The organism is Mycobacterium montefiorense (assembly GCF_003112775.1).
Classification (GTDB): Bacteria; Actinomycetota; Actinomycetes; order Mycobacteriales; family Mycobacteriaceae; genus Mycobacterium; species Mycobacterium montefiorense.
In genome coordinates this window covers 346853-361303 of sequence record NZ_BFCH01000002.1, presented here as the reverse complement: position 1 = coordinate 361303, position 14451 = coordinate 346853, and the positions used below count along the sequence as shown (strand labels likewise).

The window sequence follows — 14451 nt, the reverse complement described above, 5'->3', positions numbered from 1 at the left end:
CGGATCATATTAACTCAGAAGAAGTACACCGTGTCAATGAACAGGTTATTCCTGTCCGAAGCATTAATTGTCCTGGTCAGCGCCCTTGCGGTATTACCAATCTGACACACGTTCTATTAGCGAAAGCCCCCCCCCGAGAAGCAGTATTGTGCCCCTATTATTCCATTAACGCGGTCGCGGAAAAGTTACGGTCTGGATCACGACCAGCAAAGTAGTCCTGCAAGGCGCCGCTCAGCTGAGCCGACTCCCACGCGGCACCGTCCGCGGTGAATCTGTGCTCCGCCGTCGGGGCTGAGACCAATGTCACTTGAGGCCCGTAAACAATGAACACCTGACCGTTGACCTCTGCGGCGGCCGGGGACGACAGGAACTGCACCAGGTTCACCACGTGCTCGGGTGACAGCGGGTCGACTCCGCCTCCCTCTATATCTGGTGCGCTGCCGAACACATCGGCCGTCATCGCGGTGCGTGCGCGGGGACAGATGGCGTTGGCACACACTCCGTAGCGTCCGAGCGCTCGGGACGCGGTCAGGGTCAGCGAGATGATGCCCGCCTTGGCGGCGCCGTAGTTGGCCTGCCCCACCGGACCCACCAGTCCGGCCTCCGACGCGGTGTTGACGATCCGGCCGTATATCGATCCCCCGGCGTCCTTGGCCCTGCTGCGCCAGTAGGTCGCCGCGTTACGGGTGAGCAGGAAATGCCCACGCAGGTGCACGGCGATGACCTGGTCCCATTCCTCGTCGGACATGTTGAACAGCATCCGGTCGCGGGTGATGCCGGCGTTGTTGACCACGATGTCGAGTCCGCCTAGCCCGTCGGCGCAGGACACCAGTTCGTCGGCCGTGGAGCGCTGGCTGATGTCGCCGGTCACCGCAACGGCCTTGGAGCCGACAGTGCTGATCTCGTCGATGACGTCGGAGGCATCCAGCGCGGCGGCCATGTCGTTGACGACGACGGTGGCACCCAAGCGGGCCAAGCCGAGCGCCTCGGCGCGCCCCAGCCCCGCGGCCGCACCGGTCACCACCGCGACCTTCCCGGATAGATCGGTCGCGTTCGTGCTGCTAGTCAATTTATGAATACCTCTAGTTTCGGGAGTCCCTCGCCGCTAGCCTTCGCGCAGCAAAGCCGCGCGCGGACACTCGGCGATTGCTTGCTCGGCGAGATTTTCTTGGTCGGACGGTATCGGATCGAGCTTCACGACGGCATAGTCCTCATCGTCCAGGTCGAAGATATCCGGTGCGATTCCCAAGCACACCGCGTTACCTTCGCACCGGTCACGATCCACGATCACCCGCACGGCATCCTCCTTGAAGCTGGCCTGGATCTCGTCACATATCCCATCAGAATGTAGCTCCACCATAGGGCTCACGTGGATCTGAGGAAACGGTCGCTGGATTCCCAGACTAGAACGTGTTACAACCGGGAAGACGAATGGGTAGCCGTTGGTCGAATAGCCACTTGTCACGTTTAACCAAAAGGACGGCTGGAATGCGCATCAGTTACACCCCTGAACAGGAGGAGCTGCGTCGCGAGCTGCGGTCGTACTTCACCAAGCTCATGACCCCCGAGCGCCGCGAGGCACTTAACTCAACACAGGGAGAGGTCGGAACCGGCAACGCCTATCGCGACACCGTCGCGCAGATGGGCAAAGACGGATGGCTCACGCTGAACTGGCCCAAGGAGTACGGCGGCCAGGACCGCTCGCCGATGGATTCGCTGATCTTCACCGACGAGGCCGCCGTCGCCGGCGTGCCGGTGCCCTTCCTGACGATCAACAGCGTGGCGCCGACCATCATGGCGTTCGGCACCGACGAACAGAAGAAGTTCTTCCTGCCCAAGATCGCCGCCGGGGAGCTGCACTTCTCGATCGGCTACTCCGAGCCTGGTGCCGGCACCGACCTCGCGAACCTGCGCACAACGGCGGTGCGCGATGGCGACGACTACGTCATCAACGGCCAGAAGATGTGGACCAGCCTGATTGCGTACGCCGACTGGGTCTGGCTGGCGGTGCGCACCAACCCCGAAGCCAAGAAACACCGCGGCATTTCCATGCTCGCCGTGCCGACCACCGCCGAAGGTTTCTCCTGGACGCCGGTGCACACCATGGCCGGCGTGGACACCAGCGCCACGTACTACTCCGACGTCCGAGTGCCGGTGACCAACCTGATCGGCGAGGAGAACGGCGGCTGGAAGCTGGTGACCAACCAGCTCAATCACGAGCGGGTCGCTTTGGTGTCGGCGCAACCGATCTTCCTGGCCCTGCGCGAGGTTCGTGAATGGGCACAGAACACCAAAGACGCCGGCGGGGCCCGGCTGATCGACTCGGAATGGGTGCAGCTGAACCTGGCCCGGGTGCACGCCAAGGCCGAAGTTCTCAAGCTGATCAACTGGGAGCTGGCGTCGGCGGAAGGGCACGCCCTGGGGCCGGCGGACGCATCGGCGGCGAAGGTTTTCGGTACCGAGCTGGCAACCGAGGCCTACCGGCTGCTGATGGAGGTGTTGGGTACCGCGGCGACGGTCCGCCAGGACTCGCCGGGAGCGTTACTGCGCGGCCGAGTCGAGCGGATGCACCGGGCCTGCCTGATCCTGACCTTCGGCGGCGGCACCAACGAGGTGCAGCGCGACATCATCGGCATGGTCGCCCTCGGCCTGCCCCGGAACCGCTGAACATCGAGAAGGACAGACATCCCATGGATTTCACGACAACCGAAGCGGCAAGCGACCTTGGCGGCCTGGTCGACACGATCGTGGACTCGGTGTGCACGCCCGAGCATCAACGCGAACTTGACGGGCTCGAGCAACGGTTCGATCGCGTCCTGTGGCAGAAGCTGATCGAGGCCGACATCCTCACCAGCGCATCGGCGTCCGCGCTCGGCGGCGACGGTTTCGGCGCGCTCGAGCAGGTCGCGATCCTCGTTGCACTCGGCCGCCAGCTGGCCGCCGTGCCGTACCTGGAGTCCGTGATGCTGGGCGCCGGAGTGCTGGCCCGGTTCGGCTCCGAGGAGCTGCAGCAGGGCTGGGGTGTGCCGGCCGTCAAGGGCGAGAAGATCTTGACGGTCGCCCTCGACGGCGAGATGGGTGAAGGGCCCGTGCAGGCCACCCGCTCCGGTGACGGCTACCAACTGACCGGAACCCGCACCCAGGCCGGCTTCGGTCCCGTTGCCGACGCGTTCCTTGTTCCTGCCGAAACAGATTCCGGCACAGCCGTTTTCGTTGTCGCCGCCGACGACCCGGGTGTCAGCGTGACCTCGCTGGCTACCACCGGCCGGACCAGTATCGGGCACCTGGCGCTGGACGGCGTCGCGGTGAGCGAAGCTCGCAAGGTCGGCGGTAGCGAAGTCGCCCCGTGGCTCGGCACCCTCGGAACCCTGGGCCGCACCGCCTATCAACTCGGGGTGCTCGATCGCGGGTTGCAGATGACGGCCGAATATGCCCGCGAGCGTGAGCAATTCGACCGGCCGATCGGTAGCTTCCAGGCGGTGTCGCAACGGCTGGCCGACGGCTACATCGACGTCAAGGGGCTGCGCTTGACGCTCACCCAAGCGGCCTGGAAGGTCTCCGAAGATATCCCCGCCGAGATCGACGTGGCTAGCGCCGCGTTCTGGGCCGCTGACGCCGGACACCGGGTCGCGCACACCGTTGTGCACGTGCACGGCGGCGTCGGCGTCGACACCGATCACCCGGCGCACCGTTACTTCCTGGCCGCCAAAGAGGCCGAGTTCGCGTTGGGCGGCGCCACCGGGCAGCTCCGCCGAATCGGGCGTGAGTTGGCGGAAACTCCTGCCTAGCTTCGTGATTCCTCCCGACCCCACGGTCACCAAACTGCTGGAGCCACTGGCAGAGATCGACGACCGGGGCGTCTACTTCGAGGATTCGTTCACCAGCTGGCGCGATCACTTGCGGTACGGTGCCGCGATTGCGGCAACGTTGCGCGAGCGCCTCGACCCGACCAAGCCGCCACACGTTGGCGTGCTGCTGGAGAACACTCCGTTCTTCTCGGCGATGTTGACGGCGGCCGGGATGTCGGGAATTGTGCCGGTTGGCCTCAACCCGGTGCGTCGCGGCGACGCACTGGCGCGCGACATCGACCGATCTGATTGCCAGCTGGTACTAGCCGACACGAAATCTGCTGCAACTCTGGACGATATCGACCACTTGAACGTCGATTCCGTGCAGTGGGCCGCCGAGGTCGATGCGCATCGCGATGCCGAGCCGAGTTTCCAGTCCGCCTCGGCCGAAGACCTTTTCATGCTGATCTTCACATCGGGCACCAGCGGCGAGCCCAAGGCGGTGAAGTGCAGCCACGGCAAGGTTGCGATAGCCGGAACGACGATGGCGCAGCGGTTCGACCTCGGCCGTGACGATGTGTGCTACGTGTCGATGCCGTTGTTCCACTCCAATGCGGTTCTGGTCGGCTGGACGGTAGCGGCGGCGTGTCAGGGCTCAATGGCGTTGCGGCGCAAGTTCTCTGCATCGAACTTTTTGGTCGATGTACGTCGCTATGGCGCCACCTATGCCAACTATGTGGGCAAGCCGCTGTCCTATGTGCTGGCCACGCCGGCACAAACCGACGATGCGGACAACCCGTTACGGGCCGTCTACGGCAACGAGGGGGTTCCCGCCGACATCGAACGGTTCGGCCGCAGATTCGGGTGCGTCGTCCAGGACGGGTTCGGGTCGACCGAGGGCGGCCTCGCAATCGCCCGCACACCCGATACGCCGCCGGGCGCGTTGGGGCCGCTGACCGAAGGGCTCGAGATCGTCGACCCCGAAACCGGCAAGCCCTGCGGTGTGGGAGTGGTCGGCGAGCTGGTGAACGCCACCGGGCCGGGCCGTTTCGAGGGCTACTACAACGACGCGGCGGCCGAGGCCGAGCGAATGGCCGGCGGGGTCTACCACAGCGGCGACCTCGCTTATCGCGACGAGGACGGATACGCGTACTTCGCTGGACGGCTTGGCGATTGGATGCGGGTCGACGGCGAGAATCTCGGTGCCGCCCCGATTGAGCGGGTATTGCTGCGATACTCCGAGGTCGCCGTGTACGCGATTCCCGATCCCGTGGTCGGCGACCAGGTGATGGCCACGTTGGTAATGAAGCAGGGCGCCGAGTTCGATGCGGACAAATTTCGCGGGTTCCTGGCCGAGCAGCCCGACCTGGGGCCCAAACAGTGGCCGTCGTACGTCAGGGTCAGCGCGGAGCTGCCGCGGACGGTGACATTCAAGGTTCTCAAACGCCAGTTGGCAGCCGAGGGTGTCGACTGCCATGATCGGGTATGGCAGATACCCCGGTAAACCGATGAATGCGCGGCCCCTTGAGCTCGCGCTGGAAGCGAGTTTCGAACAGCTTTCTGATTCGGTACCGGCCAACATCGGTGTCGCGATCGCGCGTCCGGACCGGACCTATTCCCTGGGCAGGTGGTGGTCGGGCGTCGCCTGGTCGACGATCAAAGTGCCGCTGGCGATTGCGGCATTGCGCAGCGATTGGCTTAATGCCCGCGAGCTGGCGGTCAAGGCGATCACCGAATCCGACAATCGTGCGTCCGAGCAATTGTGGTCACTGCTGGGTGAGCCGGTGGACGCGGCACACAAGGTTCAGGGCGTGGTCGCCGAAGGTGGCGACACCGCCACTGTGGTCGAATCACGGCGACTTCGGCGCGGTTTCACCGCCTTCGGCCAGACGGAGTGGGCTTTGCAGCGGCAAGCTCGGTTCGCCGCGGAGTTGCCATTGATCCCCGGCGCTTCAGATGTGATCGAGCTGATGAGCGCGCTGACTCCCGATCATCGTTGGGGCCTGGCCACCAATGGCGCTGCGGCAAAAGGGGGTTGGGGGCCCGGCATCAACGGCGAGTACCTAGTTCGGCAATTCGGGATCCTGCCGACACCTTCGGGGCAATGGGGCGTAGCCCTGGCCGCCGAAGTCCACGACGGCGGCTTCGAGACCGGCGTCGATGTCGCCAATACCGTGATGGACTGGCTCGTCAGTCGGCTTCCCGTACTAGCCCGTTACTGACGGATTCGAACTCCAGGGGCAGGGTGGTCGGTCCGGTGATCCCTGCTATCGCTCCCCACGGCGCCGGTCCGGCTCGACGCGGGTTGGGCATGCGTTGGGTGATGACTCGAAGCGCCTCCATCAACTCGATCCGCGCGAGGTGAACTCCGAGGCAGTAGTGCACGCCGCCGCCGAACGTCAGAATGGCCGGTGGGTCTTGGCGGCTGATGTCCAGCCGGTCCGGATCGTGGTAGACATCCGGATCGCGATTGGCCGCGGCAGTGTTTGCGAATACCAAGGTACCGGCGGGAATACCCAGCCCGGCCATGTCTACATCTTCGACTGCTCGGCGGATATTTCCGAAAACACTGGGGTAGCAACGCATTAGCTCGTTGATCGCGACGCCGGCCAATTCGGGGTGCTCGGCGAGTAGCGCCCATTGATCGGGTTGGGCGCACAGCGCCTGCACCGCCGCGGCCAATTGATTGCGGGTGGTGTCGGTACCGGCGCGCAGCAGGCTACCGCAGAGGGTGACTATTTCGTGCTGGGTGAGGCGGTCGCCGTCGACCTCGGCCCGAATGAGGTCGGAGATCAGGTCGTCGGTCAGCGATGCGGACCGACGGGTGACCAACTCCTCGAGATATGCGTCGAGCTCCTCCCACGCTGCCAGGATCGCCGGCCCGTCCTTTGCGGCATTCCCTTCAAAAATCTTCGTGATCTGGTCGGTCCAGTCGGAGAAAAGTTGCCAGTCCTGTGACGGGGCACCCAGCAGCGCGCAGATGACCCGCGTGGGATAACCGCGGGTGATGTCGGCCACGACATCAACGTGTCCTGCTGCCGCGTGTGGTTCGACCAATCCGGTGATGAGTTCGACGATCAACGGGCGCAGCCGCTCGGCACCCCTAGGCCCGAACGCTTTGGACACCAGCCGGCGCAACCGATGATGCGGGACGCCGTCGAGGCTGAGAATGTTGGTAATCGCCCTGTCCCACAACGGTCCTGAGGTAATGCCCTGCGCGTCGAGCCCGAGGCCTTTTGCCGTAGTGAAGCGATTGTCGCGGAGTACGGTACGAACCAGCTCATAGCTCAGCACCTCGGCGCCGTACGAGCCGATCGCTATCGGGGACTGGGAGCGTGCCGCGGCGATAGCACGATGGGCCGTGTCAGGGTCGGTGAGGTGGCCATAACGGAGGGTGGGCAGACCGGAGTCGAAAACACTTGGGCAAGATTGAAATTGAGCTGTCGCCATGCATATCCCCCGGTCACTCTTTTGCCTAATTCTAGCGGTTCATGCAGACCCGCGTCCTGGGCGAGATCGAAAAGACAACGCCCGATACCACTTACGGCTAATCGAGGCGTCGAAGCGGCAGATCTACGGCGCTTGCCCACCGACCCACCGCGGTACATCTGCCATCTCGATCCGGATACCTGCCTGCTGCCGCGCGTCCATCACATAGACGCGGTTAACCTCGGTCTCAGATAGTCCGCCCAAAGGCATGTCCATCTCGGCAACCTTTACCGCGCCCGCGGCCTCCAGGACTTGACGCGCATCTTCAAGGCCATCGACATTGAACGTCACGTTATGCACACACGGACCCTGCTGCTTCAGCACCGAATACCACGGCTCCAACCCCTCAATCGGACGCACCAGCTGAAACACCACACCCGTGACGCGGACATGGACACAGCCCACGCCCACCGCCAGAGCCCTCACAGTCGCGGAGAGCTCACGCTCAACAATCTCGCCACCGAGCTTGTCGCACAAGAACTTTGCTGCGGCGTCGGGGTCTGGATGCACGACCTCGATGTGCAACCACCCCCGGATGGGCACCCGAGCGGGGTCTGTGCCGCTCATCGAGCAGCTACCGCGTCGCGCCCGGCGAGCTTGCCGGACAACAGATTCATCGAGATTCCTCCTGCCACGGGATGACGGGACGACCCTCGCCACGCCTGCGGGCGGCTGTGCCACCCGGCCTTTCAGCACGACCGGCTGTTGGCGTTACTGGGGCCGATCGTGTTCGGGGCCCGGCTCCGCGCCTCGGCGAGGACCCGATGCGCCGCCTCCGGATCGGTGCGGCGGTACTGCGACCCTAAATCGGTCGCTCCATCCGGTATGACGGTACCGACTTGTGCGGACCCGCGTTACCCAACATCGCAATGACAACGGCCGATGCCGGTACCCCGGCCCATGGCGGTCGGCTACGACACACAAATGATTGCGTCACTTCGGGCGGATACACGATCAACACGCCGATCATCACCGCGATCAACGGCGACTACATCGCCGGAGGGCATGAGCTCGCCGAGTTCTGCGACATCCGGATCACCGTTCCCCATGCGCGTTTCGGACATCAGGAGATCAAGTGGGGGCTGATGCCCGGTGCTGGCGGCTGCTCTCGCCTGCCGCGGATCGTCGGACTGGGACGCGTGATGGAGCTGATCCTGACTGGGCGACTCTACGACGCCGACGGAGCATTGCGAATTGGCTTTGTCCCCAAGATCGTCGAGCCGCGCGGTTTGATGGATGAAGCACTGGCGATAGCGGGGCGAATCGCCTGCAACGGGCCGCTTGCGGTGCGGGCCGCCAAACAGGCGATCCTGCGCGGGGTCGGACGCCCCCTGACCGACAACATCCCGTTCGAGACCGAGACATTCAGCTATCTATCCAAATCCGAGGATTGGACGCGCGGCCAACAGGCTTTCCTGACTGGAGGAAAGGCCGGAGCTCCTCGGTCGATGACGTAGTGCCTTAGCCCGTGATTGACGGCACCACGGCATCGATCAGATGCGGCCCGGGTTCGGTGAAGGCGTCGCGCAGCGCATCAGCCAACTCCTCGGCGGTGTTCACGCGCCGGGCCGGTACGCCCATGCCCTCCGCAATCTTGACGAAATCCATTGTAGGACGGGATAAGTCAAGCAGATCCAGCGCCTTAGGGCCGGGTGCAGAGCCGGCGCCGACACGTTGCAGCTCGATCCGCAAGATGTCGTAGGCGCTGTTGTCGTACAGCACGGTGGTCACATTGAGGTTCTCGCGCGCCTGCGTCCACAGACCCGCAATCGTGTACATCGCCGACCCGTCGGATTCCAGGCAGAGCACTGGGCGATCCGGGGCGGCCACCGCGGCACCCACCGCGGCGGGGATGCCATAACCGATCGCCCCGCCGGTCAGCGTCAGCCAGTCATGGGCGGGTGCTCCGGCGGTAGTCTGCGCGAGCAGCAGGCCCGAGGTGTTCGACTCATCGACGACGATTGCCCGTTCGGGCATCAGTGCGCCGATCACGTCCGCCGCCGACGCGGAGGTCAGTGCGCCGCTCGGCAGCTGCGGGCGCGACGCGGCGGCCACCGGGGCGACCGTGCCGGGCGCGATCTCGTCGGCCAATGCCACCAGCGCGTCGCTCGCACCGCTGTGCGCGGCGAGCACGTGCACCTCGCAGCCGGCCGGTACCAGGTCGCTGGGCATATTCGGGTAGGCGAAGAAGGACACCGGCGACTTGGCGCCGGCCAGCACCAGGTGCTTGGCACCGTCGAGTTGCGCGGTGGCGGCCTCGGCGAAGTACGCCAACCGCTCGACGGCAGGGATGCCGGCACCGCGTTCCAGGCGCGTCGGGAAGGTCTCGCATATCACCCGGGCACCGGTTGCCTCGGCTATCCGCACCGCCGCGGCCAGCCCGCGGGCACGGGTGGCGTCGCCGCCGACCATGATCACCGTCGGTTCTCCCGACCGCAGCAGCTCCGCGATCTCGGGCGCCAGCAGCGGGTCGGCGCCCGCCGGTTGCGCAGGCGTTGCGGCCGCGGGCTGGGCACCGTCCGACCAGGACGCGTCCGCGGGCAGGATCAGCGTCGAGATATGAGAGCCGGCCCGGCTCGCGGCGATGGCCTCGGCGGTGTCGTACCCGACGTCGGCCGCGGTGCCGGTGCGGCGCACCCACCCCGAGACACTGCCCGCGAGCGCATCGATGTCGGATTCCAGTGGGGCGTCGTACTTTTTGTGATAGGTGGCGTGGTCGCCGACGACGACCACCATCGGCACGTGCGCCCGGCGCGCGTTGTGCAGGTTGGCCAGACCGTTACCCAATCCGGGCCCCAGATGCAACAGCACTGCCGCTGGCCGATCGGCAATGCGGGCATATCCGTCGGCAGCGCCGGTGGCGACGCCTTCGAAAAGCGCTAGCACGCCACGCATTTTCGGAACGGTGTCCAGGGCGGCAACGAAGTGCATCTCCGAGGTGCCGGGGTTGGCGAAGCACACCTCTACCCCGCCGTCGACCAGGGTGTTGATCAGAGCCTGCGCACCGTTCACCTGTTTGCCTCCAGTCTGAATACGCGTCCGGCGTTGCCGTAGAGAAAGTCCTGGCGAGCCTCGTCGCCGAGCCCGAGTTCGTCGAGCCCGACCAACGCGTGCTCGTGAGTGATCATCGGATAGTTGGTGCCGAACAAGACTTTGCGTTGTCCGGTACCGGTTTTCATGAACCGGATCAGTTCTTCCGGAAGCCGCCGGACGGTGTAAGCGGACGTATCGATGTAGACGTTCTCGTGTTTGCGCGCGACAGCCACCATCTCCTCGGTCCACGGGTACCCGACGTGTCCGCACACGATCATCAGCTCGGGAAAGTCCAGGGCCACCTGGTCGATGTAGGGAATCGGGCGTCCGGTCTCCGAGGGCCGCAGCGGGCCGGTGTGGCCGACCTGCGTGCAGAACGGGACGGCGGCCTCGACACACTCGGCGAAAAGTGGGTAGTAACGGCGATCGGTGGGCGGCGCGTTCCATAGCCAGGGCACTACTCGCAGCCCGACGAACCCTTCGCCAACCCGTCGACGTAGCTCACGCACAGCCTGCATCGGACGATCCAGGTCGACGGTCGCCAGACCGGCAAATCGGTTTGGGTGCAACCGCATCCATTCGGCAACCTCATCGTTGGAGATCAGATCCTGACCGTTCGGGCCACGCCAGGCACTGAGCAGGCCGAAGCCGACGTCGGCCGCGTCCATCGCCGCGATCGTGACGTCTATTGGGATGTCAGCGTCAGGTATGGACCCGCCGGTCCAGCGTCGCAGCGACGCCAAGAAGTCGCTGCGCAGGAACCGCGCGGTCGGGTGCTGCATCCACACATCGATCGTCATTGCGATCGACTGTAGACGCCGACGTCAAGCGTCCAGCGCCGCGCGGGCACAAACGTGCGTCCGCCGGGCGTGCCCGCCCCCGAACAGGACGACATGAGCCAGCAACGGAAAGAGCTGGTGCAGCCCGATTCGACTGCGCCAGCCCGGTTGCAACGGTCTCACCTGTTGATAGCCCGCGATGATGGCTTCGTAATGCGGGCAGCCGAACAGCGCGAGCATCGCCAGGTCGCTCTCGCGGTGGCCGGCGTGTGCGGCCGGGTCGATCAGCACCACGCCGTCGGGTGTCCACATCACATTGCCGCCCCACAGATCACCGTGCAGTCGCGCTGGCTGATCACCATCCTCGAAATCACCAGCACGGCAACGCGTCATCACGGCGTCGATCGTGGCGCGCGCCGGCTCATCCAGGCGCGCCGCCGCGAGCTCGAGCATCGGAGCCAACCGTTCTTGCGCGTAGAAGTCGCCCCAGCGTTGGTGGCGCCGCAGCGACATCGGCAATGGCTGCGACAACGGCCCGAAGAAGCCGGGCCCATCCCAGCCGTCGGGACCCGCGCCGAACGCCGGAGCTCCCGCGTCGTGCGTGATGGCCAGTTGGCTGCCGAAGATGCGCGCCGCCTCCGGATCGGGGCTCACCGATCGAAGTCGCCGCAAGGTCAGGCTTGTGGCGTCAACCGAGACAATCGGCGCGCAGGGCACGCCTGCGCCGACCGACGAAAGCCAACGCAGCCCCGCGGCTTCCCAGGCGAAGTAGCCGGTGGGTGCGCCCGAGTGGTGTTTGACGAAGTCGGTCACTCCGCGGCTAGCTGCGGATCATGCAGTGGCGTGAGCCGCGTGCACGTCGTCGGCGGGCCGGGCCTCGGTCTGCTCCTTGGCCCACCGGTAGTCCGGCTTCCCGGCCGGCGAGCGCTTTACCTCGTCGACCAGCCAAAGACTGCGCGGGACTTTGTATCCCGCGATCTCGGAGCGCACGAAGGCATCGAGCTCCGCAAGCGAAGGCCGCGTCCCGGGCCGCGCCTGCACAACGGCGGCCACGTGCTGTCCGTACCGGGGATCAGGCACACCGACCACCAGTGCGTCGAAGACGTCGGCGTGCCCTTTCAGCGCGGCCTCGACCTCCTCGGGGTAGATCTTTTCGCCGCCGCTGTTGATCGACACCGAGCCGCGGCCCAGCATCGTGACGGTGCCGTCCTCCTCGACGGTGGCGAAGTCGCCGGGGATGGCATAGCGGACGCCGTTGATGGTCTTGAACGTCTCGGCGGTCTTCTTCTCGTCCTTGTAGTAGCCGACGGGAATGTTGCCCTTCTTGGCGATGAAGCCGCGGACTCCGGAGCCCGGCTGGACCTCGTTGCCGTCGTCGTCCAGGACGACGGTCCGGTGGTCGATCGCCACGCGCGGGCCGCCGCTGTGCGGCGCGTCCTTGGCGACGATGCTGGTGCCCCCGAACCCGGTTTCCGATGAGCCGATCGAGTCGGTGATGACCCGGTTAGGCAGCAGCTCGAGGAACTTCTCCTTGATGCTCGGTGAGAACAGCGCCGCGGTGGAGGCGAGCAGGAACAGCGACGACAGATCGTATTCGTTGCCTTTGTCCTGGTGTGCCAGCAGCGCGTCCAGCAATGGTCGCGCCATCGCGTCGCCGGTGAAGAACAGCAGGTTCACCTTGTGGTCGTGAATCGTGCGCCAGACCTCGTCAGCGTTGAATTCCGGTGCCAGAACGGTGGTTTGGCCCGAGAAGATCGACATCCAAGTCGCGGATTGGGTGGCGCCGTGGATCATCGGCGGAATCGGGTGGCGGACCATCGGCGGATTGGCCGCGGCGGCCTTGGCCAGGTCGTACTCGTCGGAGATGAATTCACCTGTCGCGAAGTCGGTTCCACCGAACAGCACGCGGTAGATGTCCTCGTGGCGCCACATCACGCCTTTCGGGAACCCGGTGGTGCCACCCGTATACAGCAGGTAAATGTCGTCGGCGCTGCGTTCGCCGAAGTCGCGTTCGGGTGAGCTTTGCGCGATCGCGGAGTAGAACTCGACGCCGCCGTAGCGGCCGAAGTCGTCGTCACTGCCGTCCTCCACGACCAGGACGGTCTTGACTTTGGGGGTCTCCGGCAAGACATTCGCCACCCGGTCGGCGTACTGGCGCTCGTGGACCAGCGCGACCATGTCCGAGTTGTCGAACAGGTACCGAAGCTCGCCCTCGACGTAGCGGTAGTTGACGTTGACCAGGATGGCGCCGGCCTTGATGATGCCGAGCATCGCGATGACGATTTCGATGCGGTTGCGGCAGTAGAGTCCGACCTTGTCGTCCTTCTGCACACCCTGTTCAGCCAGGTAGTGGGCGAGACGGTTGGCCTTCTCTTCCAGCTCGGCGTAGGTCAGCTGTTGATCGCCGCAGATGAGCGCTACACGGTCAGGCACGGCGTCGATGGCGTGCTCGGCAAGATCGGCAATATTCAGGGCCACGGCCACCAAATTAGAACGTGTTACATTTCTTGACAAGTTCATGCCCGCTGTGAAGGGAAAGGCGATAGCCGTGGCCGAGCCGCCAGCAAACGTTGAATCCGGACCCGACGCACTGGTTGAGCAGCGTGGTCACACGCTGATCGTCACCCTGAACCGACCGCACGCCCGCAACGCGCTGAGCACCGAAATGATGGAGATCATGGTGCAGGCCTGGGACCGCGTCGACAACGATGACGACATCCGCTGCTGCATCCTGACCGGGGCCGGTGGCTACTTCTGCGCCGGGATGGACCTCAAGTCAGCAACCAAAAAGCCGCCGGGCGATTCGTTCAAAGATGGCAGCTACGACCCGTCACGCATTGACGCCCTGCTCAAGGGCCGTCGGCTGACCAAGCCGCTGATCGCGGCCGTCGAGGGCCCCGCGATCGCAGGCGGCACCGAGATCCTGCAGGGCACCGACATCCGCATCGCCGGCGAGAGCGCGAAGTTCGGCATTTCGGAGGCCAAGTGGAGCCTCTACCCGATGGGCGGTTCCGCCGTCCGGCTGGTGCGCCAGATCCCTTACACCGTGGCCTGTGACTTGCTGCTGACCGGCCGGCACATCACCGCGGCCGAGGCCAAAGAAATGGGGCTGATCGGGCACCTGGTGCCCGACGGGCAGGCGCTGACCAAGGCGCTCGAGATCGCCGAGCTCATCGAGAACAACGGCCCCCTGGCCGTGCAGGCGATCCTGCGGGCCATCCGCGAGACCGAGGGCATGCACGAGAATGACGCGTTCAAGATCGACACCCAGATCGGTATCAAGGTGTTCCTGTCCGACGACGCCAAGGAAGGCCCACGGGCGTTCGCCGAGAAGCGCAAGCCGAACTTCCAGAACCGCTAAC

At 65.1% G+C, this 14451-nt stretch carries 14 protein-coding genes; 6 read left to right on the top strand and 8 right to left on the bottom strand.

The genetic code is table 11. From position 1 onward, the window contains the following. Window positions 1–157: 157 nt before the first annotated feature. Entirely contained in the window at window positions 158–1069 is a 912-nt protein-coding gene (locus DB708_RS02780; protein WP_108920395.1) for a 3-oxoacyl-ACP reductase, read from the bottom strand. 36 nt (window positions 1070–1105) lie between these two features. Beyond that, window positions 1106–1297 carry a ferredoxin gene (locus tag DB708_RS02775; protein WP_108920564.1) on the bottom strand — a complete coding sequence of 64 codons (192 nt, stop codon included), beginning with the start codon at window positions 1295–1297 and terminating at the stop codon, window positions 1106–1108. Between the two features lie 191 nt (window positions 1298–1488). Between DB708_RS02775 and DB708_RS02770 the strand changes: the two genes are divergently transcribed. Genes DB708_RS02770 through DB708_RS02755 form a run of 4 tightly spaced genes read left to right on the top strand, consistent with a single transcriptional unit; the run spans window position 1489 to window position 6010 of the window. After that, on the top strand, window positions 1489–2667 hold the full coding sequence (locus tag DB708_RS02770; RefSeq protein ID WP_108920394.1) for an acyl-CoA dehydrogenase: 1179 nt from the start codon (window positions 1489–1491) through the stop codon (window positions 2665–2667). Between the two features lie 23 nt (window positions 2668–2690). Further along, window positions 2691–3788, top strand: a complete 1098-nt coding sequence (locus DB708_RS02765) for an acyl-CoA dehydrogenase family protein (protein WP_108920393.1) — start codon at window positions 2691–2693, stop codon at window positions 3786–3788. Between the two features lie 4 nt (window positions 3789–3792). Then, the gene (fadD17, locus tag DB708_RS02760; protein ID WP_108920392.1) at window positions 3793–5292 is read left to right on the top strand and encodes a long-chain-fatty-acid--CoA ligase FadD17; all 1500 of its coding nucleotides are present in this window, start codon (window positions 3793–3795) and stop codon (window positions 5290–5292) included. Window positions 5293–5296: 4 nt separating this feature from the next. Continuing rightward, window positions 5297–6010 carry a serine hydrolase gene (locus DB708_RS02755; RefSeq protein WP_108920391.1) on the top strand — a complete coding sequence of 238 codons (714 nt, stop codon included), beginning with the start codon at window positions 5297–5299 and terminating at the stop codon, window positions 6008–6010. Here DB708_RS02755 and DB708_RS02750 read toward each other — a convergent pair. Beyond that, entirely contained in the window at window positions 5979–7238 is a 1260-nt protein-coding gene (locus tag DB708_RS02750; RefSeq protein ID WP_108920390.1) for a cytochrome P450, read from the bottom strand. The two genes, DB708_RS02755 and DB708_RS02750, sit on opposite strands and share 32 nt — an antisense overlap. Before the next feature lie 123 nt (window positions 7239–7361). Continuing rightward, entirely contained in the window at window positions 7362–7844 is a 483-nt protein-coding gene (locus tag DB708_RS02745) for a VOC family protein (protein WP_133250968.1), read from the bottom strand. A 302-nt stretch (window positions 7845–8146) separates the two neighbouring features. On the opposite strand from DB708_RS02745, the gene DB708_RS02740 reads away from it, so the two are divergent. Then, window positions 8147–8734 carry an enoyl-CoA hydratase/isomerase family protein gene (locus DB708_RS02740; protein ID WP_108920388.1) on the top strand — a complete coding sequence of 196 codons (588 nt, stop codon included), beginning with the start codon at window positions 8147–8149 and terminating at the stop codon, window positions 8732–8734. A 4-nt stretch (window positions 8735–8738) separates the two neighbouring features. Here DB708_RS02740 and DB708_RS02735 read toward each other — a convergent pair whose 3' ends face one another. The 4 genes from DB708_RS02735 to DB708_RS02720 are packed head-to-tail and all read right to left on the bottom strand — an operon-like array spanning window position 8739 to window position 13573. Continuing rightward, entirely contained in the window at window positions 8739–10289 is a 1551-nt protein-coding gene (locus DB708_RS02735) for an acetolactate synthase large subunit (RefSeq protein ID WP_108920387.1), read from the bottom strand. Continuing rightward, the gene (locus DB708_RS02730) at window positions 10286–11110 is read right to left on the bottom strand and encodes an amidohydrolase family protein (RefSeq protein WP_108920386.1); all 825 of its coding nucleotides are present in this window, start codon (window positions 11108–11110) and stop codon (window positions 10286–10288) included. The genes DB708_RS02735 and DB708_RS02730 overlap by 4 nt, the downstream gene beginning before the upstream one ends. Before the next feature lie 24 nt (window positions 11111–11134). Continuing rightward, window positions 11135–11902, bottom strand: a complete 768-nt coding sequence (locus tag DB708_RS02725; RefSeq protein ID WP_108920385.1) for a fructosamine kinase family protein — start codon at window positions 11900–11902, stop codon at window positions 11135–11137. An 18-nt stretch (window positions 11903–11920) separates the two neighbouring features. Further along, window positions 11921–13573, bottom strand: coding sequence for an acyl-CoA synthetase (locus tag DB708_RS02720; protein ID WP_108920384.1), 1653 nt, complete (start codon window positions 13571–13573; stop codon window positions 11921–11923). Between the two features lie 34 nt (window positions 13574–13607). Here DB708_RS02720 and DB708_RS02715 point away from each other — a divergent pair, with 34 nt between their 5' ends. Continuing rightward, the gene (locus DB708_RS02715; protein WP_108920383.1) at window positions 13608–14450 is read left to right on the top strand and encodes a crotonase/enoyl-CoA hydratase family protein; all 843 of its coding nucleotides are present in this window, start codon (window positions 13608–13610) and stop codon (window positions 14448–14450) included. The last annotated feature ends 1 nt before the right edge of the window (window position 14451 follow it).

Coding starts and splice junctions, on each gene's coding strand:
- DB708_RS02745 (WP_133250968.1), bottom strand. CDS start 7,844: ATGAGCGGCACAGACCCCGCTCGGGTGCCCATCCGGGGGTGGTTGCAC.
- DB708_RS02715 (WP_108920383.1), top strand. CDS start 13,608: ATGCCCGCTGTGAAGGGAAAGGCGATAGCCGTGGCCGAGCCGCCAGCA.
- DB708_RS02730 (WP_108920386.1), bottom strand. CDS start 11,110: ATGACGATCGATGTGTGGATGCAGCACCCGACCGCGCGGTTCCTGCGC.
- DB708_RS02750 (WP_108920390.1), bottom strand. CDS start 7,238: ATGGCGACAGCTCAATTTCAATCTTGCCCAAGTGTTTTCGACTCCGGT.
- DB708_RS02765 (WP_108920393.1), top strand. CDS start 2,691: ATGGATTTCACGACAACCGAAGCGGCAAGCGACCTTGGCGGCCTGGTC.
- DB708_RS02770 (WP_108920394.1), top strand. CDS start 1,489: ATGCGCATCAGTTACACCCCTGAACAGGAGGAGCTGCGTCGCGAGCTG.
- DB708_RS02740 (WP_108920388.1), top strand. CDS start 8,147: ATGACAACGGCCGATGCCGGTACCCCGGCCCATGGCGGTCGGCTACGA.
- DB708_RS02755 (WP_108920391.1), top strand. CDS start 5,297: ATGAATGCGCGGCCCCTTGAGCTCGCGCTGGAAGCGAGTTTCGAACAG.